The 18,835-nt window shown below is 72.3% G+C and carries 17 protein-coding genes; 10 read left to right on the plus strand and 7 right to left on the minus strand.

The annotated features are described in order from the left end of the window. Positions 1–615: 615 nt before the first annotated feature. Both ABZ570_RS03200 and ABZ570_RS03205 read right to left on the minus strand, forming a co-directional pair. Positions 616–873, minus strand: a complete 258-nt coding sequence (locus tag ABZ570_RS03200; protein WP_358056220.1) for a hypothetical protein — start codon at positions 871–873, stop codon at positions 616–618. A gap of 105 nt (positions 874–978) precedes the next feature. After that, the gene (locus ABZ570_RS03205; RefSeq protein ID WP_358056462.1) at positions 979–1,539 is read right to left on the minus strand and encodes an alpha-ketoglutarate-dependent dioxygenase AlkB; all 561 of its coding nucleotides are present in this window, start codon (positions 1,537–1,539) and stop codon (positions 979–981) included. A gap of 106 nt (positions 1,540–1,645) precedes the next feature. Between ABZ570_RS03205 and ABZ570_RS03210 the strand changes: the two genes are divergently transcribed. The 3 genes from ABZ570_RS03210 (at position 1,646) to argS (ending at position 5,474) form a co-directional block, all read left to right on the plus strand. Continuing rightward, positions 1,646–2,089: a PRC-barrel domain-containing protein gene (locus ABZ570_RS03210; RefSeq protein ID WP_358056222.1), complete on the plus strand. Its 444-nt coding sequence runs from the start codon at positions 1,646–1,648 to the stop codon at positions 2,087–2,089. 324 nt (positions 2,090–2,413) lie between these two features. After that, positions 2,414–3,472 (plus strand): tryptophan--tRNA ligase, encoded by a 1,059-nt coding sequence (gene trpS, locus ABZ570_RS03215; RefSeq protein WP_358056224.1) that lies wholly within the window; start codon positions 2,414–2,416, stop codon positions 3,470–3,472. A 283-nt stretch (positions 3,473–3,755) separates the two neighbouring features. Further along, positions 3,756–5,474, plus strand: a complete 1,719-nt coding sequence (gene argS / locus ABZ570_RS03220; protein ID WP_358056226.1) for an arginine--tRNA ligase — start codon at positions 3,756–3,758, stop codon at positions 5,472–5,474. A 67-nt stretch (positions 5,475–5,541) separates the two neighbouring features. Here argS and ABZ570_RS03225 read toward each other — a convergent pair whose 3' ends face one another. Then, positions 5,542–7,014, minus strand: a complete 1,473-nt coding sequence (locus ABZ570_RS03225; protein WP_358056228.1) for a M1 family metallopeptidase — start codon at positions 7,012–7,014, stop codon at positions 5,542–5,544. 137 nt (positions 7,015–7,151) lie between these two features. Between ABZ570_RS03225 and ABZ570_RS03230 the strand changes: the two genes are divergently transcribed. Genes ABZ570_RS03230 through ABZ570_RS03260 form a run of 7 tightly spaced genes read left to right on the plus strand, consistent with a single transcriptional unit; the run spans position 7,152 to position 11,365 of the window. Then, positions 7,152–7,628 carry a hypothetical protein gene (locus ABZ570_RS03230; RefSeq protein WP_358056230.1) on the plus strand — a complete coding sequence of 159 codons (477 nt, stop codon included), beginning with the start codon at positions 7,152–7,154 and terminating at the stop codon, positions 7,626–7,628. Beyond that, on the plus strand, positions 7,625–7,879 hold the full coding sequence (locus ABZ570_RS03235; RefSeq protein WP_358056232.1) for a monovalent cation/H+ antiporter complex subunit F: 255 nt from the start codon (positions 7,625–7,627) through the stop codon (positions 7,877–7,879). The genes ABZ570_RS03230 and ABZ570_RS03235 overlap by 4 nt, the downstream gene beginning before the upstream one ends. Further along, complete coding sequence (locus ABZ570_RS03240; RefSeq protein ID WP_358056234.1) at positions 7,876–8,181, plus strand: monovalent cation/H(+) antiporter subunit G; 306 nt, start codon at positions 7,876–7,878, stop codon at positions 8,179–8,181. Before ABZ570_RS03235 ends, ABZ570_RS03240 begins: the two co-directional genes overlap by 4 nt. Further along, the gene (locus ABZ570_RS03245) at positions 8,178–8,420 is read left to right on the plus strand and encodes a hydrogenase subunit MbhD domain-containing protein (protein WP_358056236.1); all 243 of its coding nucleotides are present in this window, start codon (positions 8,178–8,180) and stop codon (positions 8,418–8,420) included. Before ABZ570_RS03240 ends, ABZ570_RS03245 begins: the two co-directional genes overlap by 4 nt. Beyond that, the gene (locus ABZ570_RS03250; RefSeq protein ID WP_358056238.1) at positions 8,417–9,169 is read left to right on the plus strand and encodes an MnhB domain-containing protein; all 753 of its coding nucleotides are present in this window, start codon (positions 8,417–8,419) and stop codon (positions 9,167–9,169) included. Before ABZ570_RS03245 ends, ABZ570_RS03250 begins: the two co-directional genes overlap by 4 nt. 11 nt (positions 9,170–9,180) lie before the next feature. Beyond that, positions 9,181–9,528, plus strand: coding sequence for a sodium:proton antiporter (locus tag ABZ570_RS03255; protein ID WP_358056240.1), 348 nt, complete (start codon positions 9,181–9,183; stop codon positions 9,526–9,528). Between the two features lies 1 nt (position 9,529). Next, positions 9,530–11,365: a complex I subunit 5 family protein gene (locus ABZ570_RS03260; RefSeq protein ID WP_358056242.1), complete on the plus strand. Its 1,836-nt coding sequence runs from the start codon at positions 9,530–9,532 to the stop codon at positions 11,363–11,365. Between the two features lie 2 nt (positions 11,366–11,367). On the opposite strand, the gene ABZ570_RS03265 is transcribed toward ABZ570_RS03260, so the two are convergent. The 4 genes from ABZ570_RS03265 to fdh are packed head-to-tail and all read right to left on the minus strand — an operon-like array spanning position 11,368 to position 18,210. Next, positions 11,368–12,819, minus strand: a complete 1,452-nt coding sequence (locus tag ABZ570_RS03265) for an MFS transporter (protein ID WP_358056244.1) — start codon at positions 12,817–12,819, stop codon at positions 11,368–11,370. Positions 12,820–12,830: 11 nt separating this feature from the next. Continuing rightward, positions 12,831–13,883, minus strand: coding sequence for an NrfD/PsrC family molybdoenzyme membrane anchor subunit (gene nrfD, locus ABZ570_RS03270; protein WP_358056246.1), 1,053 nt, complete (start codon positions 13,881–13,883; stop codon positions 12,831–12,833). Continuing rightward, positions 13,880–14,890 carry a 4Fe-4S dicluster domain-containing protein gene (locus ABZ570_RS03275; RefSeq protein WP_358056248.1) on the minus strand — a complete coding sequence of 337 codons (1,011 nt, stop codon included), beginning with the start codon at positions 14,888–14,890 and terminating at the stop codon, positions 13,880–13,882. The genes nrfD and ABZ570_RS03275 overlap by 4 nt, the downstream gene beginning before the upstream one ends. Continuing rightward, positions 14,887–18,210: a formate dehydrogenase gene (gene fdh, locus ABZ570_RS03280; protein ID WP_358056250.1), complete on the minus strand. Its 3,324-nt coding sequence runs from the start codon at positions 18,208–18,210 to the stop codon at positions 14,887–14,889. The genes ABZ570_RS03275 and fdh overlap by 4 nt, the downstream gene beginning before the upstream one ends. Between the last annotated feature and the right edge of the window lie 625 nt (positions 18,211–18,835).

Below are 18,835 nucleotides of genomic sequence, written 5' to 3' on the forward strand. Positions count from 1 at the left end.
TGGCACTGGCTTATCAAGCACCCTGTTGAGTTCTCAAAGAACAACCACACACCATCCGGAAACCCCCACCAGGAGGACCCCCGTCCGGGGCATTTCGTCCCACACCCGCCGCTCTCGCGCCGGGCACTTTTACTACGTTACCTCCCCGTCTCCGCCGTGTCAAACCGTGTGTCCCGGTCTGTCGTGCTTCGTGCGGGTCGGTATCCGCTGAACTCGCGCAGCAGCGAACCGCTGGGCTTGATCATCGGATTTGGCAGGCCGGCCGCCGCGGTCTCCCGCGAACTCGCCCGGTGCCCTGCCGGTCGATGACCTTACCCGGTCGGTCTCGCCTCGCCAAATCCGCCTCGCGGCGAATCCGGGGCACCACCCGGGTCCCAGGTCAGATGGTGTGAGCCATCCGCACCTGGCGGTCATTCCCGCGCTCCGGCCTCCCAGGACTTTCGCCCTGTTTCGTCCGTTCCGCGCTGGCAGAGAGAAAGTTACGCGGCTGCGGCTAGATCGTCAAATCCGCGGGGTAGCGTCCCGCGTCACACCATCACCGCCGGACTATCCCGGCTGGTCAGCGGCCTCGTAAGGACAGCAGCCGACACTCCGGCCACCCCGTTCCCGGTCCGCTCAGGCGGACGAACCGCGGCGGCGGGTCGCCAGCAGCCCCCTCACGCCGAGCACGCCGACGGCCGTGCCGATCGTCAGTGATGCGGCGATCAGCAACGCGTGCACCCACAGGAAGCTGGTGGCGGGCCCCCCGCCGATGGTGCCGGTCGACCAGGCGCGCGGGTCGTTCCAGATCGCGACGGCGAACCTCGGCCAGATCACCCAGGTCCAGACTCCGACCCCGACCAGGAACAGCGACCACCCGCGCGAAAGCACCATGGGTCGCCAGTATGCCAGCGGGTGCCGGCACCGGCACATCAGCGCAGGTCAGACTGGATTGGCAGCTGTGTGACGGGTTGCCGGGCGCCGCCGGAACGGGCCGGATCAGCGGCGGGCGGCGCGGAGCGTGCGAAAGGTCAGCGAGTAGCGCAGCGCCGGCACCGGCGGGATGCTGTGCTGCCACGCTGACCGGGCCGCCCCGGTCAGCACGTACCCGGAGCGTCGCGCCAGCTCCAGCTCGTACACCCGGCGGTTCGCCGCCGTGCCGCGCTGGAACCGCAACAGGCAGGCGGAGCCCAGCGAGAGCCCGACGACGGTCGGCCCGAACGACGGCGCGTCGCGGTGCCAACCGATCACCGAGTCCGGCGGGTATCGGGTGACCAGCGCCTGGGCCAGTGCCTCGGGGGCGAGCCCGGCGAGCGCGGCGCAGCGCTCCCGCACCCAGTGCAGCGCGACCGGCAGCGCCTCCGTGGCGGTCAGCTGGAAGGAGCCGTAGTCGTAGTCGAAGCCGAAGTGCCGCACCGTACGTCGGGCGACCTGGCCGTGCATCCGTACCTCTCGGAAGTCCAGCGCGCCGAGGGTGGCGAGCAGGGAGCGTTCCTCGTCCTCGTCGACGAGGTCCGGCTGGTACGCGAGCCCCGCCGGCCGCTCGTGGATCCCGCGCATCCTGCCCACGCCCCGACGGTAGGGCCGAGCCGGAACCGCCGAGGTGTTTCCGTGATCCGGCGCGCGGGCACTGATTCGTCGCCGGACGACGACACGGAGGTGGATCATGCAGCCGTTCGATCCCTGGGTCTGGCGGGATCCGTCCGCCCTCGCCGGCGGCCATGACGAGAGCGGGCCGGACGACGTGCCGCGACAGCGGGAGGGTGGCGCCGAGGGTCTTCCGCACGCACCCGGCCCGGGTACCCCGATCGACCTGACCGGCTACCGGGTGGAGGCCACGGACGGCCGGATCGGGTCGATCGACCAGGCGAGCGAGGACGCCGGCGCCCGGTACCTGGTGGTGGACACCGGGCCGTGGATCTTCGGGAAGAAGGTGCTGCTGCCGGTCGGCACGGTGGCCCGGGTGGACCACCTGGAACGCCTGGTGCACGTGGACCGCACCCGGGAGCAGGTGCGGAACTCGCCGGCCTTCGACCCGCACGACTTCGGCCGGCCCGACTATCGCGAGCAGGTCGGCAGCTACTACGCGGAGAGCTACCGGCAGGACTGACCGGTGCGCCCTGCCCCGCGGCGGGGCAGGCTGGCGGGTCCTGACGGGCTACGCTGTCAGGCATGGTCCGGCCGAGCACCTGCGCCGAGGAGACCGTCGACGGTCTTCCGGCGGCTGCCGTTCCGGCTCTTCCGCCCAGTGTCGACGACGGCCGGAAGCAGATCCTCGACTTACTCCGTGCCGACGGGTTGCGGTTCCGCGCCGGCGGGCGATGGCGGTTCGCGCTCTGAGCAGCCGACTCCACTGATCCGGGCACATCCCCGGGTCGCTTCCGCGCGCCCGCGCGTCCTTCCACCGTCGTTTCGGCACGAAAGGCGTACCACCATGTCCACTGCACGGATGCTCACCGGCGACCGCCCGACCGGGCGGCTGCACCTGGGCCACTACGTCGGCAGCATCGCCAACCGGGTGAAGCTGCACCAGCGCTACGAGAGCTTCTTCATCATCGCCGACCTGCACATGTTGACCACCAGGAACAGCCGTGCGGACATCGAGCAGGTCGCGCACAACGCCCGGGAGATGGTCACCGACATCCTCGCCGCCGGCGTCGAGCCGGACCGGGCCACGTTCTACCTCCAGTCGGCGATCCCCGAGGTCGGCGACCTGAACACCCTGTTCCAGAACCTGATCACCGTGCCCCGGCTGGAGCGCGTCCCGTCGCTGAAGGAGATGGCCCGGGACGCCGGCAAGGACGAGATGCCCTACGGGCTGCTCGGCTACCCCGTCCTGCAGGCCGCCGACATCCTCTGCGTGAAGGGGCAGGTCGTCCCGGTGGGGAAGGACAACGCCGCGCACGTCGAGGTGACCCGGGAGATCGCCCGGCGGTTCAACCACCTCTACGGCGAGGTCTTCCCGGTGCCGGAGATGATCATGTCGGAGACGCCCACCCTGATCGGCACGGACGGTCAGGGGAAGATGAGCAAGAGCAGGGAGAACGCCATCGCGCTCACCGACGACCCGGCGACCGTGCGCCGCAAGGTGATGGGGATGTACACCGACCCGAACCGGGTGCGCGCCGACGTGCCGGGGACGGTGGAGGGGAATCCCGTCTTCGCGTACCACGATGTGTTCAACCCGGACCGGGCGAGGGTCGCGGAGCTGAAGGCGCGCTACCGGGCCGGCCGGGTCGGTGACGTCGAGGTCAAGGAGGAGCTGGCGGTGGCGCTCAACCGGTTCCTCGACCCGGTCCGGGAGCGCCGGGCCCGGTTCGAGGCCGACCGCGGTCTGGTCGACGAGCTGATCGTCGAAGGCACCGAACGGACCCGGGCCGAGGTGCGCCGCACCCTGGTCGAGGTGCGCCGGGCGATGGGCCTGACCAGCGCGTACACCCAGGTGCGGCGGCGGGCCGAGCGGTACCGCAAGGCCGTCGCCACGCCGGCCTGAATTTCCCGGTACGGCCGGACGCCGGCCCGGGGACGGCCTTGCACCGCCCCCGGGCCGGCCGGTTAGGCTGCTGACATGACCAGCTCGCACGCGCTTCTGCCGACGTCCCCCGACGTCCAGCTCGGCGCGCTGCGACGCCGGCGGTCCCGCGACCGCCTGCGCTGAGCATTCTTCTCTTGCGACCGGCGGATCGAGCCGCCGGTCATCGCCGATCGTCCTCGGTCCGCCCGCATCCCCTACCGGAGATCCGCGCGAGGCGGATCCGAGCGAGATCGGCGTACCCATGGATCTGGAGAAACTGCTGACCGACCGGCTGGCGCCGGCGTTCGAGACGGTGGCCGGCGTACCGGTGGACCCGGTCGTGCGGCGCTCGCAGCGCGCGGACTTCCAGTCCGACGCGGCGCTGGCGCTGGCCCGGCGGCTCGGCCGGCCGCCGCGGGCGATCGCCGCCGAGGTGCTGGAACGCGCGGAGCTGGCCGACCTGTGCGCCGCTGCGGAGGTCTCCGGGCCGGGCTTCCTCAACCTGACCGTCGCCGACGGGGCGCTGGGCGGGCTGGTCTCCGCGCTGGCCACCGACCCGCGGCTCGGGGTGCCGGAGACGGCCGCGCCGGAGACGGTGGTGGTCGACTACTCGGCCCCGAACGTGGCGAAGGAGATGCACGTCGGGCACCTGCGCTCGACGGTGATCGGCGACGCGGCGGCCCGGCTGCTGGAGTGGCTCGGGCACCGGGTGATCCGGGCCAACCACCTGGGCGACTGGGGCACGCCGTTCGGGATGCTGATCGAGCACCTGGTCGACCTGGGCGAGGCCGAGGCGGCCCAGGAGCTCTCCATGGGCGACCTTGACTCGTTCTACAAGGCGGCCCGGGCGAAGTTCGACGCCGACGAGGCGTTCCGCGAGCGGTCCCGGCGGCGGGTGGTGGCGTTGCAGGGCGGCGACGAGGCGACGCTGCGGCGGTGGCGGCTCCTGGTCGAGCAGTCCGAACGCTACTTCCTGAGCGTGTACGACCTGCTCGACGTGACCCTGACCGAGCGCGACTTCCACGGCGAGAGCAGCTACAACGACCTGCTCGGCCCGGTCGTGCACGACCTGGACCGGCTCGGGCTGCTGCGGCAGAGCGATGGGGCGGCGTGCGTGTTCCCAGCGGGTTCGGTCGGCCGGGACGGCGAGCCGCTGCCGCTGATCGTGCGTAAGTCCGACGGCGGGTACGGCTACCCGGCCACCGACCTGGCGGCGGTCCGGCACCGGACCGGAACGCTGGATGCGACCCGGCTGCTCTACGTGGTGGGGCTGCCGCAGCGGCGGCACTTCGAGATGGTGTACGCGGCCGCGGCGCAGGCCGGCTGGCTGACCCCGCCGGCCCGGGCGGAGCACGTCGGGTTCGGCTCGATCCTCGGGCCGGACGGGCGGATGCTGCGCAGCCGGGCCGGTGAGTCGGTGAAGCTGGTCGCCCTGCTGGAGGAGGCGGTGGCCCGGGCCACCGCGCTGGCCCGGCAGCGCAACCCGGAGCTGGGCGAGGCGGAGGCGGCCGAGGTGGGCCGCGCCGTCGGCATCGGCGCGGTGAAGTACGCCGACCTGTCCAGCGACCGGCACAAGGACTACGTGCTGGACTGGGAACGGATGCTGTCGCTGGACGGCAACACCGCGCCGTACCTCCAGTACGCGTACTCCCGGATCCGGTCGATCTTCCGGCGGGCGGGCATCGCGGACCGACCGGACGCGGTGATCTCGTTGGCCGAGCCGGCCGAGCGGGCGCTCGCGGTCGAGCTGGTCGGCTTCGGGACGGTGGTCACCGAGGTGGAGCGCACACTGGAGTTCCACCACCTGGCCGGCTACCTCCACCGGCTCGCCGTCGGGTTCAACGCCTTCTACGAGCGCTGCCCGGTGCTGCGGGCCGACGGTCCGGTCCGGGACAGCCGGCTGGTGCTCTGCGACCTGACCGCCCGGGTGCTGCGCCAGGGCCTGCACCTGCTCGGCATCCGCACGCCCGAACGGCTGTGACGCCGGCACGCGGACGGCCCGGGCCACCGGCGGGCGCGGTGCCCGGGCCGTACCGCTTCCGGCTTCGTCAGGTGCTGGACTTCGGCGTCGTCTTGGCGTCCAGCCAGGTGTTGATCAGCTTGGTGAAGTCCCGGCCGGTCTGCTTGTTGACGAACGCGATGAACGAGGCGCGGTCCTGCTGGGTGTTGCGCTGCTCCTGCACCCAGGCGCGGGCCAGGGCGAAGAACTTCTTGTCGCCCAACTGCTTGTGGATCTCGTGGAGCATCGCCTCCGGGCAGAGGTAGACGTTGCCCTCGGCGAAGTTCTTCGGGTTGGGCTTGCCGGGCGGGCCGAGCTTCTTGCGCAGCGTGGCGTCGGCGTCCCGCAGGTACCGGTCCAGGCTGGCGTCGGTCAGGTGCCGGGTCTCCTTCGTGTGCAGATCCTGGGCGTACTGGGCCCAACCCTCGTTCAGCCACAGGTCCTGCCAGGTCGTCGGGGTGACGGAGTTGCCGAACCACTGGTGGGCGTACTCGTGCAGCAGGTCGCTGCCCCAGCGGTCGCGCCGGGCCCTGGTGTTCTCGATCTTCCGGCCCATGGTGACCATCTGCTGGGTCTCCATGGCGGACGCCGAGTCGACCACCACGACCCCGGCGGACGGGAACGGATAGGGGCCGAACTTTTTCTCCAGCCAGGCCAGGTACTCGGGGGACTTCTTCAGGTACGGCAGCAGCTTGTCGTCGGTGCCCTTCCGGTACCAGTAGGTGAGCGGGATGCCGCGCGGTCCCTTGGCGGTCAACTTCTGGTACCTGCCGACGGCCAGCGTGGTCAGGTACGCCGCCGCCGGGTCGGTGCTGCGGTAGCGGAAGGTGTTCCCGGACTGGCCGACCGGGGTGCCGCTGGCGATCGCGGACCAGCCTGCCGGCACGGTGACCTGGATGTCGTAGAGCGCCTCGTCGGACGGCTGATCATTGGCCGGATACCAGGTGAACGCCCCGAACGGCTCCTGCATCGTCCAGAGGCCGCCCTCCTTGCTGACGGTGAGCCCGAGGTTCTCCACGTCCTTGCGGTGCGACGGCATCGGCGTGGTCCTCGGCGTGCCGTGGTACCGCACCAGCAGCGTCACCGGCTTGTCGGCGACGACCGGGGCGGCGACCGTCAGCTTCTCCTTCGCGACCGTGCCGGTGACCGCCGCGCCGTCGAGCGTCACCTCGTCGATCTGGTACGGCATGAAGTCGAGGACCAGGTTGGGGGCGTCCCTGGTGGGACGGATCCGGAGGGTGGCGGTGCCGGTGAGGGTCTTCGAGGGCGGGGCCCAGTCCAACTCCAGTCCGTAGTGCAGCACGTCCAGGCCGTCCGTGCCCCGGGCCGGGTAGATCGGGTCGGCCACCGGGCTCGACCGGCCGGCCTGCCAGGCGGTGTAGTCGACGGCCGGCGGCGACGGGCTGGGCGTCGCGGCGGGGCCCGACGACCCGGGACGCGTGGTCGACGCGTCCGGCGGTGTGGTGCAGCCGGCGACGAGCAACGGCGGGAGGAGCAGGGTCAGCAGCAGGGGGCGACGCATCAGCGCACCGTACGACAGAGATCGCCGTTCGTGGGGGGCGTGCCCGCGCTCGCCCGGTCGCGGCACGGCCGCCGGTGTTTGGCCGGGAACGGACTGGGAAGTCCCCGCGGGCGCGCGGATCTGCGGAAGGAGGCGGCTTGTCCCTGCTGCCGGAGTTGGCCGTCTGGTGGATCGCCCTGACCGCCGGATGGATCGCCACCGTCTCCACGCCGAGCCCGGCCGAACTGCTGGTCGGTGCCGCCTGCGGCCTCGCGTCCGCCGTCGTCGCGTCGACCAGCCGCCGGGCGCTGGGGCAGTGCTGGCGGCCGGACGCACGGTGGCTGGCCTGGCTGGGCCAGCTGCCGGCGGCGGTGCTGGTCGACACCGTTCGTCTGCTGACCCGGGTCACCCCACGCCTGCTGGCCGGGAAGGAAGCCGGCGGCCGGCTGGTCCGGCTGGCCCCACCCAGCGACGAGCCCCCGGATCGGGCGTCGTTCCGGCGGGCGTGGGGCACGTTCGTCCTCTCCGCGACGCCCGCCAGCGTCGTCGTCGACTGGCCGCCGGACGGGTCACCGGTCGTGGTGCATCTGCTCGGCTCGGACGGCAAGTCGATGCGTGCGGCGGTGGTCAGGTGAGTCTCTGGCTGCTCGCCGGGCTGGCGCTGACCTCTGCCGGGTTGGGGCCGGCGCTGTATCTGGGGGCGCACGGCGACGTCCTGCACCGGCTCGTCGGCCTGGCCCTCGCCAGCACGCTCACGGTGCTGATCCTCCTCCTGCTCGCCAACGGATTCGGGCAGTCCTCGTACCTGATCGTGCCCTTGGTGCTGGCCATGCTCTCGTTCGCGGGCATCCTGGTCTTCACCCGGCTGCTGGAGCCCCGACCGTGAGCCCCGGCCGGGTCGCCGCCGCACTGGTGGCGGCGGGTGTGTTGGTCTGCGTGGCCTCGTCGCTGGGGGTGCTGCTCCCGCGCACGGTGCTCGGCCGGATCCACTTCCTGACCCCGGTGACCTCCGTCGGCGCACCGCTCGTCGGCGTCGGCCTGGCCATCGACAGTGGCTGGCAGCTGCCCACCGCGCTGATCCTGTTCACCACGCTCGTGCTCGCCGCGACCGGCCCGGTGCTGGCCGCCGCGATGGCCCGCGTCGCCGCGCAACGGCAGGGCCTGGTCCCCCGGGAGTCCCCGGAATGAGCGCAGCGCTGATCGTGGTGGCCTTGACGCTGGTGGCGATCGGGGGAGCCACCGTCGTGTTCACCACCGACCCGGCCCGCCAGGCGGTCACGCTGTCGGTCTTCGGCCTCCTGCTCACGTTGCTCTTCTTCGTCCTGCAGGCCCCCGATGTCGCGCTGTCGCAGCTCGTCGTCGGGGCGGCGCTGGTGCCGCTGATGGTGATGCTCACCGTACGCAAGATCAACCAGAGGTCCCGATGAACCGGCGGGCAAGGCTGTCGGTGTTCGGCCTCGGCGCGGCGGGGCTGGCGGTCCTGTTCGCGCTCGCCCTCGCCGGCATGCCCGACTTCGGCACATCCGACCACCCCTACCGGGACCTGGCGGTGCCCGCCGCCGTCGCGCACGACACGGCGAACGTGGTGTCGTCGGTCAACTTCGACCAACGGGCCCTCGACACCCTCGGTGAGGAGGTGATCCTGCTCAGCGCGGTCGTCGGGGCCACCGCCCTGCTGCGCCCGACGCCGCACGAGACCCAGCGCCCGCCAGCGCCGGGCGGCCGGGTGCTGGACGGCACCATTCTGATGGCCTACCTGCTCCTTCCGCTGACCACGCTGATCGGCCTGGACGTGGTCGTGCACGGGCATCTGACGCCCGGCGGCGGCTTCCAGGGCGGCGTCGTGCTGGCGACCGCCCTGCACCTGCTGTATCTGGCCGGGCGCTACGAGAGCCTGGCCCGGCTCCGGCCGCTGGACTGGTACGTCTGGGTGGAAGGCTCCAGCGCGGCGTCGTTCGCCGGAATCGGGCTGGTCGGCCTCGGCCTCGGGAGCGGGTTCCTGGCCAACGTCGCGCCGCACGGCTCGTTCCAGAACCTGCTGTCCGCCGGGACCGTGCCCATCCTCAACGTCGTAACCGGCGGTGCGGTGGCCGGGGGTGCCGTCGTGCTGCTGGCGCAGTTCCTCAACCAGGCCCTCGGGACGACGCCGCAGGCGGCGCAGAAGTCCGCGGGCTGAGGCCGGCGACGATGGGGGTCCTCGCGTACGCCGTGGCCGGCTGGTTGGTCATCGTCGGCGCGCTGGGCATGCTGCGCAGCCGCAACCTCGTCCAGGCGACCGTGGCCCTGTCGGTCGCGCAGTCGGGCACCTACGTCTTCCTGCTCGCGATCGGGTACCAGTGGTCGGCGACCGCGCCCGTGTTCAGCTCCGGCTCGCCGCCGACCAACCAGGTGGTGGATCCGGTCGTACAGGCCATGGCGCTCACCGACATCGTGGTTTCCGCGATGGTCACGGCGCTGCTGCTCGCGCTGACCATCCAGATCGAGAAGACCCACCGCACGCTCGACCCGGACGAGTTGCAGCGGTTGAAGGGGTGAGGTGTACCAGGGGCCCGCCACCGCTCTCGCGCCGCTCGCGGTCGCGCTGCCCGTGGTGCTGGCCTGTGTGGTCCTGATCGTCGAGCGGTGGGCGTCGCGTCGGCTGGCGGACCTGCTCGCCGTCGGTACGACGGTCCTCGTGTTCGGGCTGACCGCCGCGCTGGTGGCGGCCACGAGGGACGGGCGGGTGGTCACCTGGTCCGGTGGCTGGGTGCCACGGGGTGGTCTGTCCGTCGGCATCGCGCTGGTGGTCGACCAGCTGGCCGCCGGCATCGCGTGCCTGGCAGCCGGCCTGACCTGCTGCGCGCTGCTGTACAGCTGGCGGTACCTGAAGACCGCCCGGGCCCACTACCAGGCGCTGATGCTGCTGTTCCTGGCCGGGATGGTCGGGTTCAGCCTCACCGGCGACCTGTTCAACATGTTCGTGTTCTTCGAGCTGATGGGCGTCACGGCGTTCGCGCTGACGGGGCTGCACATCGAGGAGCCGGACTCGGTTCAGGGCAGCCTCAACTTCGCCGTCATCAACTCCCTCGGCGCGTACCTGTCGCTGATGGGGATCGGCCTGCTGTACGCGCGCACGGGACAGCTCGGCCTCGCCCAGCTCGGCGCGCGGCTCGCCGGCCGGCACGCCGACGGGCTGATCGTGGCCGCGTTCGTGCTCGTCACCATCGGTTTCCTGGTCAAGGCGGCGATGGTGCCCCTGCACTTCTGGCTGGCCGACGCGCACGCGGTCGCGCCCGCACCGGTGTGCGTACTGATGTCCGGCGTCATGGTGGAGTTGGGCGTGTACGCGTTGGCGCGGGTGTACCTGACCGTCTTCTCGGCGAGCATCCCGGCCCCGGTGGTGCAGCGCACGTTTCTCGTCACCGGCCTGCTGACCGCCGCCCTGGGTAGCGTCATGTGCTTCGCCCAACGACACCTCAAGCGGCTGCTCGCGTACTCGACGATCGCGCACACCGGGCTGTTCCTGATCGGCTTCGCCCTGCTCAGTCCGGACGGGCTGGCCGGAGTCGCCCTCTACGTGGCGGGCCATGCCGGGGTCAAGGGGGCGCTGTTCCTCCTCGTCGGGGTGGTGCTCGACCGTTACCAGAGCGTGGACGAGGGAGAGTTGTTCGGGCGGGTGGGCGGGCGCCACCCCGCCTGCTGGATGTTCCTGCTCGCCGCGCTCGCACTGGCCGGGCTGCCACCGTTCGGCCCGGGGCTGGGCAAGGCGGTGACGGAGGAGGCCGCCGCCACGGCCGGTCATCCGTGGCTCGTCGCGGTGTTCGTCCTCGTCTCGGCGGTCACCGGTGGCGCGGTGCTCCGCGCGGGGCTCCGCGTCTTCCTCGGCAGGGGGCACCGGCCGGAGCCGATCGAACCGGTGGAGCAGATGAGCGGGGGCCGGAAGGAGCCGGAGACCGAGAACACCCTGCGCCGCACGCCGCTGACCATGCTGGTGGCGATCGGGATGCTCCTCATCGGGAGCACGGCGGTGGGCGTACTGCCCGGGCTCGCCGCCGCGGTCGGTCGCGCGGCCGCGGTCTTCGGCGACCAGGCCGGCTACCTCGACCAGGCGTTGTTCGCGGCTTCCGCGCCCCCCGTCGCCGCCGCGCCGGTCGCCTGGTGGAGCAGTTCGGGAGTGCTGCTGGGGGTGGCGTCGACGGTACTCGCGGCGGTTGTCGCCGGCTTGTCCCTCTACGCCCATCCGCTGGTGCCGCACCGCCTCCGGTCGCACCTGGCCGCCGGGTTCGAGGTGGTACGCGGGTTGCACTCCGGCCACCTCGGCGACTACGTGGCCTGGCTGATCTTCGGAGCCGCGGGTCTCGCCGCCCTGATCGGCCTCCCGCTGCTTCCCTGAGGTCACCGCGACGACGCGGCCGCGGCCGTGGCCACGTCGACGGGGTAGATCCGCCGGGCGGCGATGAGGATCAGCCCGTTCGCCAGCAGTGGCACGAGCATGATCAGGAAAGCGTTGCGCAGACCCGTGCCGGACGCGCCTCCCGTCGGGCCGGCCAGTTGGTCCGCCAGCCAGCCGAAGGTGGCCGGGGCGAGCGACTCCGCCGCGAGGCGGAGCACGGTCCGCAGGCTCTCCGCGCGTCCCCAGAGCCGGCCCGGCACGATGTCGAGCCGCGCCGCGTCCAGCGGCGGGTTGGCGGCGGCGAGCGCGCTGGCGCCCAGGGCGATCAGGGGGAGCGCCACCAGGAGGGAGCTGACCCACACGCCCGGCACGAAACAGATCGCGGCGACGGTATAGCCGAACGCCGGGACTATGATCCGGACGCCGGTGTGGCCCCGGGCGAGAGCACGGTCGGTGAGCCGGCCGGCGAGGATCGTGCCCGCCACCGCCGCGACGCCGATGATCGGCACCAGACCGCCGAGCGCCGTCTGGGAGATGTGGAAGTGCCGGACCGCGAAGACGACCACGAAGGTCCGCAGCCCGGCGAAGAAGAAGTAACCGGTCGCCGAGGCCACGATCAGCAGCCGGTTGGTCGGGATGCCGAGCAGGTAGGTCAGCGCCCGGCCGAGCGACCAGCGATTGGGGTCCTCGGTGAGAACCCGCTCCCGGGCCGGCTCGATGCCACGGGCGGCCACCGCGGCGTGCATCCGGTCGACCGAGGGGCGGGCCGGTTCGGTCCGCCGCCCGGGCCCACCGCCGCCGTCCGCGCCGGTCAGCCATCCGGCCCCGTTCCGCGCGGGCTCGGGCAGCTGCTTCCACAGCAGCACCGCCAGGCCGGCACTGGCCGCGGCGAGCAGGAGGAAGGCGTACCGCCAGGAGAGCGTCGCGGCGATCTCGCCACCGACCACCAGACCGATCCCGGCACCGACGAGTTCGCCGGTGAGGATCCACCCGAGGACGGCCGCCCGGTCGGCGGGCGGAATGAAGTCGCCGGTCAGGGAAGCCACCGCCGGGCCGGAAGCTCCCACCGCGGCACCCAGGAGCAGCCGCGACAGCAGCAGCCACCAGTAGCTGGGCGCGAGGCCGCCCGCGGCCATCGCGACCGCCCAGAGCGCGATGGTGAGCACCAGCAGGCGTACCCGGTTGGTCCGGTCGGCGAGCACGCCCAGCGGCACGGACGCCAGCGCGCCGACCCCCGACGACACGGTGGCCAGCAGGCCGAGCTGCGCGTGGCTGATGCCCAGGTCCCGCTCCAGCTGGTCCGCGGCGGCCCCGATCGTCCCGGTGTCCGCGCTGTTCAGCGCCAGCACGGCGGCGAGCAGCAGCACGACACGGGCCCGCTGCGGCCCGCCCAGCGCCTGGACGACATGCCGGGCGAGCGCCGCACCCGGGTTGCGACGGCGGGATTCGCCCATCTGGCCAGCGATCAGGGTAGCTGTCGTGGCCCGGCGGATCGCTCGCGCTGGGGCAGCACCGTGTATCTGGGGTCCGCCGCCGACGCCGTGCCGGCATGGAAGTAGCCGAACTTGGTCAGCGCGGACTCGGCGGCCAGCGCGAGGCCCCCGGCGATGTCCAATGCCCGGCTACGCCGCACGACCGACGCCGCCAACAGCACCAGCCCGGCCCGGGCGCACCAGCGGGAGGTACGCAGCAGCCGGCCGGACGGCCCCGTGGACAGCGGCTCGGCCAGCTGGCCCAGCCGCCGATGGACGGCCCGGTCGAGCAGTTGCGCCGCGACCGCCCCGGCGATGCCGGCCACCCGGGCCGGCGCCGCCTCGCGCGCCGGAGCGGCCGCGGCCACCAGGCCACCCGCCGCGGCCAGGGCGCTCGCCCCGAACAGGTACGGCAGCTCCCGGTGTGCGCCGTGCCAGGCCGGGACGGCGGTGTTGGCGATGAGGGCGCCGGTGTAGGTGGTCACGGCGGGGGCCAGGGCCGAGGCGGCCAGGCCGGCGGGGCGGCCCAGGAGCGCGGCGAGTTCCGCGCCGCGGCGCGGCAACAGCCCGGACGCCTCGTCGAGCACGCCCGCCGCGACGAGCGGACTGAAGCCGACCAGCAGCCACGTGCCGATCGACATCGGCGAGGTGGGTTTGACCACCCGCAACATGTGGAGGAAGCGCTCCGGCCGGCCCAGGTCGCGGATCAGCACGGCGAGCGACAGCCCGGTCGCGCCGGCCGCGATCAGCCGGGCGGAGCGGCGCATGTCCGGGCGGCCGGTGAGGTCGGCGCCGGCGGCCAGCAACGCCGCTCCGCCGGCCACGCCGCCCAGGAAGAGGTACCCGGCGATGTTGTGCGCCTTCCACACCGGCGGCTTGATGACCGCCCGGCCGTAGTACGACCGGAACTCGGCCGGTGGCACGAGCTCGCCGCCGCGGCCCGGCCGTCGGCCACCCCGGGAACCGATCAGCGCCTCGCGGCCCGGGGCGACGTGGTGCAGCCCGTCCCGGCGTACCTCGCCGCCGGTCTCCTGAGCGGCGCTCACCGGCGGGCTCCCGCGAACGCCGCCAGCACGGTCGCACCCACCGCCACGGCCGCGACCACCGTGTGCCGCCACATCGTCGGCAGGTCTCGGGTCGTCACGACCGGGTCGGGTGGGAAGCCGTACACCTCCGGGTCGTCGAGCAGCAGAAAGAACGCCCCCGCCCCGCCGACGCCGTCGTCCGGATCGGCCCCGTAGAGCCGGGCCTCGACGACACCGGCGTCGTGCAGTTGCTCGACGCGGCGCGCGGCACGCTCGCGCAGTTCGTCCAGGGGGCCGAACTGGATGGAGTCGGTGGGGCACGCCTTGGCGCAGGCCGGCTCCTGCCCCACGCCGAGGCGGTCGTAGCAGAGCGTGCACTTCCACACACGGCCGTCGTCCTTGCGCTGGTCGATGACCCCGTACGGGCAGGCGGGCACGCAGTATCCGCAGCCGTTGCAGATGTCCTCCTGCACCACCACCGTGCCGAACTCCGTGCGGAAGAGGCTGCCGGTGGGGCAGACGTCCAGGCAGGCGGCGTGCGTGCAGTGCTTGCACACGTCGCTGGCCATCAGCCAGCGCAGCTCGGTGCGCCCCGCCGCGCCGACCCGTGCCGGGTGCCGACCGTCCGGCACCGCCGTCATCCGCAGCGCGCCGGTCTCGGTGCCGAGGCGGGCACCGTGCTGCTCGCCCAGGCCGGCCGCCACCACCAGTGCGTTGTGCGCGCTCGCGGACGGCCCGGTCGGCATGGCGGCGATCGCGTTCTGCTGCCGCCCGAGCGGGCGGTCCTGCTCGATGAAGGCCACGTGCCGCCAGGTGTCGGCGCCCAGCATCCCGGTGTTGTCGTACGACATGCCCAGCAGGGAGAGCCCGTCGTCCGGGATCAGGTTCCACTCCTTGCAGGCGACCTCGCACGCCTTGCACCCGATGCACACGGAGGTGTCGGTGAAGAACCCCATCCGTGGTGGCGGCTGCGGGTAGCCGGAGTCCGGCGCCGGATCCTTCGTACCCTCCAGCAGATCGTTGGTCATACGGACTCCCCGTGCCTTTCCGTGGTGCGGTGCGTGGTGCCGGTCGCCGCGGTGATCCCGGCCCGCCGCTGGTACTCCTCGACCAGGCGGCGCCGCTCCGGGCCGCGAGGACGGCGGCCGGGCCGGATGTCGCAGGTGAGGGCCTTCACCTCCTGGATGTGCACGTCCGGGTCGAGGGCCATGTGGGTGAGGTCGTTGGCCGAGTCGCCGGTGGTGATGCCGTTGTGACCCCAGTGATAGGGCAGCCCCACCTGATGGACGATCCGGTCGTGCACGCGTACCGGCACCATCCGGTCGGTGACCAGCACCCGCGCCTCGATGGCGCTGCGGGCGGTGACGATGGTCGCCCAGCCCAGGTGGTCCAGCCCGACCTCGGCGGCCAGTTCCGGCGACACCTCGCAGAACATCTCCGGCTGCAGTTCCGACAGGTACGGCAGCCACCGGCTCATCCCGCCGGCGGTGTGGTGCTCGGTGAGCCGGTACGTCGTCATGACGTACGGGAAGACCTCGCTGCCCGGCTCGTCGCCGCTGGGCTGGTACGGGTCCACGTCCCGCCGCCGGCTGGTCTGCCGGGCCGGGTTCCGCCGCTGCCCGTAGAGCAGGTTGGGTACGGGCGACTCCTGCGGCTCGTAGTGCGTCGGCAGCGGCCCGTCGGAGAGTCCGGCCGGCACGTACAGCCAGCCCTTACCGTCGGCCTGCATGATGAACGGATCGATGCCGGACAGGGCGTCCTGGCGTTTCGCGCCCTCGGGCGGCCGGTGGTCCGGGGGTTTCGTGGGCTGGAAGTCCGGCACGTCGTGCCCGGTCCACTTCTTCTTCTCGGCGTCCCACCAGACGTACGCCTTGCGCTCGCTCCACGGCCGGCCCTCGGGGTCGGCGGAGGCGCGGTTGTAGAGCAGGCGGCGGTTCGCCGGCCAGGCCCAGCCCCACTCGGGCGCCACCCAGTTCTGCTCGGTGTGCGGCTTGCGCCGGGCGGCCTGGTTCACCCCGTCGGCGTACACCCCGCAGTAGATCCAGCAGCCGCAGACGGTGGAGCCGTCGTCGGCGAGTTCCTCGTACGTCGACAGGCAGGACCCGTCCGCCTTCCAGCCGTTGATCTCCTGCAGCACCTCCTCGGCGCTCGGCTCCGCGTGTGGGCCCGAGGTGGAGTAGTGCCAGTTCAGGTCGAGGATCGGCCGGTCCCGCTCGGCGGTCGAGCCGGCCAGCTTCTCCCGGATCCGCCGGCCCAGGTGGTACCAGAACCACAGGTCGCTGCGGGCGTCCCCGGGCGGCTCCACCGCCTTGTGGTGCCACTGCAGCATCCGTTGGGTGTTGGTGAAGCTGCCGTCCTTCTCGGTGTGCGTGGCCGCGGGCAGGAAGAACACCTCGGTCCCGATGTCCTCGGTCCGCAGCTCGCCGGACTCGATCTCCGGGCCGTCCTTCCACCAGGTGGCGCTCTCGATCAACGAGAAGTCCCGGACCACGAGCCAGTCGAGGTTCGCCATGCCGAACCGTTGTGCCCGGGCGTTGGCCGAGCCGACAGCGGGGTTCTGGCCGTTGAGGAAGTAGCCCTTGCACGTGCCGTCCAGTTGCGCCTGCACGGTCTGGTAGGTGCTGTGGTCGCCGGTGATCCGCGGCAGGTAGTCGAAGCAGAAGTCGTTGTCGGCGGTGGCCGCGTCACCCCAGTACGCCTTGAGCAGGCTGACCGCGTAGGCGCGCAGGTTGCCCCAGTAGCCGGTGTCGGACGAGTCGTCGGCGACGTACTCGTCCAGGCTGCTGTGGGCGTCGGGGTGCGGCATCGGCAGGTAACCCGGCAGCAGGTTGTAGAGCGTGGGGATGTCGGTGCTGCCCTGGATGCTGGCGTGACCGCGCAGGGCGAGGATGCCCCCGCCGGGTCGCCCGATGTTGCCCAGCAGCAGTTGCAGCACCGAGGCGGCCCGGATGTACTGCACCCCGACGGTGTGCTGGGTCCACCCCACCGCGTACGCCCACGCGGTGGTGCGGTCCCGGGTGGAGTTCTCCGTGACCGCACGGGCCAGTTGCCGGAAGAGTTCCTCCGGGATGCCGCAGATCTGCGCCACCATCTCCGGCGTGTAGCGGCGGTAGTGCCGCTTCAGCAGTTGGAAGACGCACCGTGGGTGCTCGAGGGTCTCGTCCCGGCGTAGCTTGTGCAGATCCGTCAGGGGCGCGCCGTGGCTGCCGTGCTCATGGCCCCGTTCCGTCGCGTGCCGCTGGTACGCCCGCAGGTCGCTGGCCTCCCGCGCCTTCTCCTTCGCGCCCTGCTCCCGCTTGCCGGCCGCGCTCGCCACACGGACGCCCTCGTACTGCCAACTGTCGGTGGAGTAGCTCGCGGTGTCGTCCCGCCAGCCGGAGAAGAGCCCGTCGAGGTCCTCGGTGTCCTGGAACTCCTCGTTGATGATCGTCGCCGCGTTCGTGTAGGCGACCACGTACTCCCGGAACTCCAGGCCGTTGCTCAGCACGTAGTTGATCAGCCCGCCGAGCAGTGCGATGTCGGTGCCGGCCCGGATCGGTACGTGCAGGTCGGCCAACGCCCCGGTCCGGGTCAGCCGCGGGTCGACGTGGATGAGGGTGGCGCCGCGCGCCTTCGCCTCCATGACCCACTGGAAGCCCACCGGGTGGCACTCAGCCATGTTGGAGCCCTGCAGCACGATGCAGTCGGAATTCTGCAGGTCCTGCTGGAAGGTGGTGGCTCCGCCGCGACCGAACGAGGTTCCCAGACCGGGAACGGTGGAGGAGTGTCAAATCCGGGCCTGGTTCTCGATCTGCACGGCACCGAGCGCGGTGCCGAGCTTCTTGATCAGGTAGTTCTCCTCGTTGTCCAGCGTCGCCCCGCCGAGGGCCGCGATGCCCATCGTCCGGCGCAGCCGCCGGCCCTGCTCGTCGCGGTCGGTCCAGGTCTGCGCGCGGGTCGCGATGACCCGGTCGGCGATCATGTCCATCGCCGTGTCGAGGTCGAGTTCCTCCCACCCGGTGCCGTGCGGCCGGCGGTAGCGCACCCGGGTCTGGCGCAGCGGGTTGGTGACGAGCTGCCGGGTCGCCGCGCCCTTCGGGCAGAGCCGGCCACGGCTGACCGGCGACGCCGGATCCCCCTCGATCTGTACGACCTGTTCGTCCTTGACGTAGACCAACTGCCCGCAGCCGACCGCGCAGTACGGGCAGACGCTTCCCACGACCCGGTCCGCCGTGGCGATCCGGGGCGTCAACCGGTCGGTTGCGCTCGATCGCGCCGCGGCTCCGCGGCCCAGGCGATCGCCCCCGGTAACCAGGGCGAGCGCCTGGCGCAGCGTGGGCCACGGCAGGAACGTGGCTCGAAGACCCATGGCACCTCCCGGCTGTGGCCGACGCTCACCTCTGTCTACCGGCAAAGGCTTCCCAATTCGGCTGAGATTCGACAAATGCCGCCGTCGGGGTCCCGCTGCCGCCGCGCACCCGGCGGGCCTCGGCCCGGGAGGGCGCCGGCCGACCTGCCGGTTTGGCTGGTACGCGCCGGGGGAAACGTGGCCCTCATGCCGGCGCTCTGCTCATCCCCTGGGAAGCGCTCGCGCCTGCCGGCGGCTCTCTTCTCGCTGCCCGGGCTCGCCCGCGCCGAGACCCCGATCCGGAACCTGTACCTGGGCAGTGCCGGCGCGCACTCGGGCGGTGGGGTGCACCGCGGGCCGGGCGCGAACGCGGCGAAGGCCGCCCTGCTGCAACGCCGGCCGTCCCGGGCTGCGGTCCGCCGCGGTACGGATCGCGCCGCACCGGATCCACACCGCGGCGGACCGGGGAATCCTCCCGCCGCCGGTCGCTGATCTGTCGGACCGAGGCAACCGGGGCGGCGAGGCCGACACCCCGGCCACCACCGGCTGAGGACGTGGTCGATCCGCCGCCCGGCCCGACGATCGGCCGTTCCCCGGCGGCCACGAGCCACGCCTGTTCACCCCGTCGGTGTTTGCCGAACCGGCA

This window comes from Micromonospora sp. NPDC007271 (genome assembly GCF_040634005.1).
Taxonomy (GTDB): Bacteria; Actinomycetota; Actinomycetes; order Mycobacteriales; family Micromonosporaceae; genus Micromonospora.

Bases quoted from the DNA above. Each gene is read 5' to 3' on its own strand.
- ABZ570_RS03250 (WP_358056238.1), top strand. From the start codon at position 8,417: ATGAACCGGCGGGCAAGGCTGTCGGTGTTCGGCCTCGGCGCGGCGGGG.
- ABZ570_RS03265 (WP_358056244.1), bottom strand. From the start codon at position 12,819: ATGGGCGAATCCCGCCGTCGCAACCCGGGTGCGGCGCTCGCCCGGCAT.
- ABZ570_RS03225 (WP_358056228.1), bottom strand. From the start codon at position 7,014: ATGCGTCGCCCCCTGCTGCTGACCCTGCTCCTCCCGCCGTTGCTCGTC.
- ABZ570_RS03210 (WP_358056222.1), top strand. From the start codon at position 1,646: ATGCAGCCGTTCGATCCCTGGGTCTGGCGGGATCCGTCCGCCCTCGCC.
- ABZ570_RS03205 (WP_358056462.1), bottom strand. From the start codon at position 1,539: ATGCGCGGGATCCACGAGCGGCCGGCGGGGCTCGCGTACCAGCCGGAC.
- ABZ570_RS03245 (WP_358056236.1), top strand. From the start codon at position 8,178: ATGAGCGCAGCGCTGATCGTGGTGGCCTTGACGCTGGTGGCGATCGGG.
- ABZ570_RS03275 (WP_358056248.1), bottom strand. From the start codon at position 14,890: ATGACCAACGATCTGCTGGAGGGTACGAAGGATCCGGCGCCGGACTCC.
- argS (WP_358056226.1), top strand. From the start codon at position 3,756: ATGGATCTGGAGAAACTGCTGACCGACCGGCTGGCGCCGGCGTTCGAG.
- ABZ570_RS03255 (WP_358056240.1), top strand. From the start codon at position 9,181: ATGGGGGTCCTCGCGTACGCCGTGGCCGGCTGGTTGGTCATCGTCGGC.
- trpS (WP_358056224.1), top strand. From the start codon at position 2,414: ATGTCCACTGCACGGATGCTCACCGGCGACCGCCCGACCGGGCGGCTG.
- ABZ570_RS03200 (WP_358056220.1), bottom strand. From the start codon at position 873: ATGGTGCTTTCGCGCGGGTGGTCGCTGTTCCTGGTCGGGGTCGGAGTC.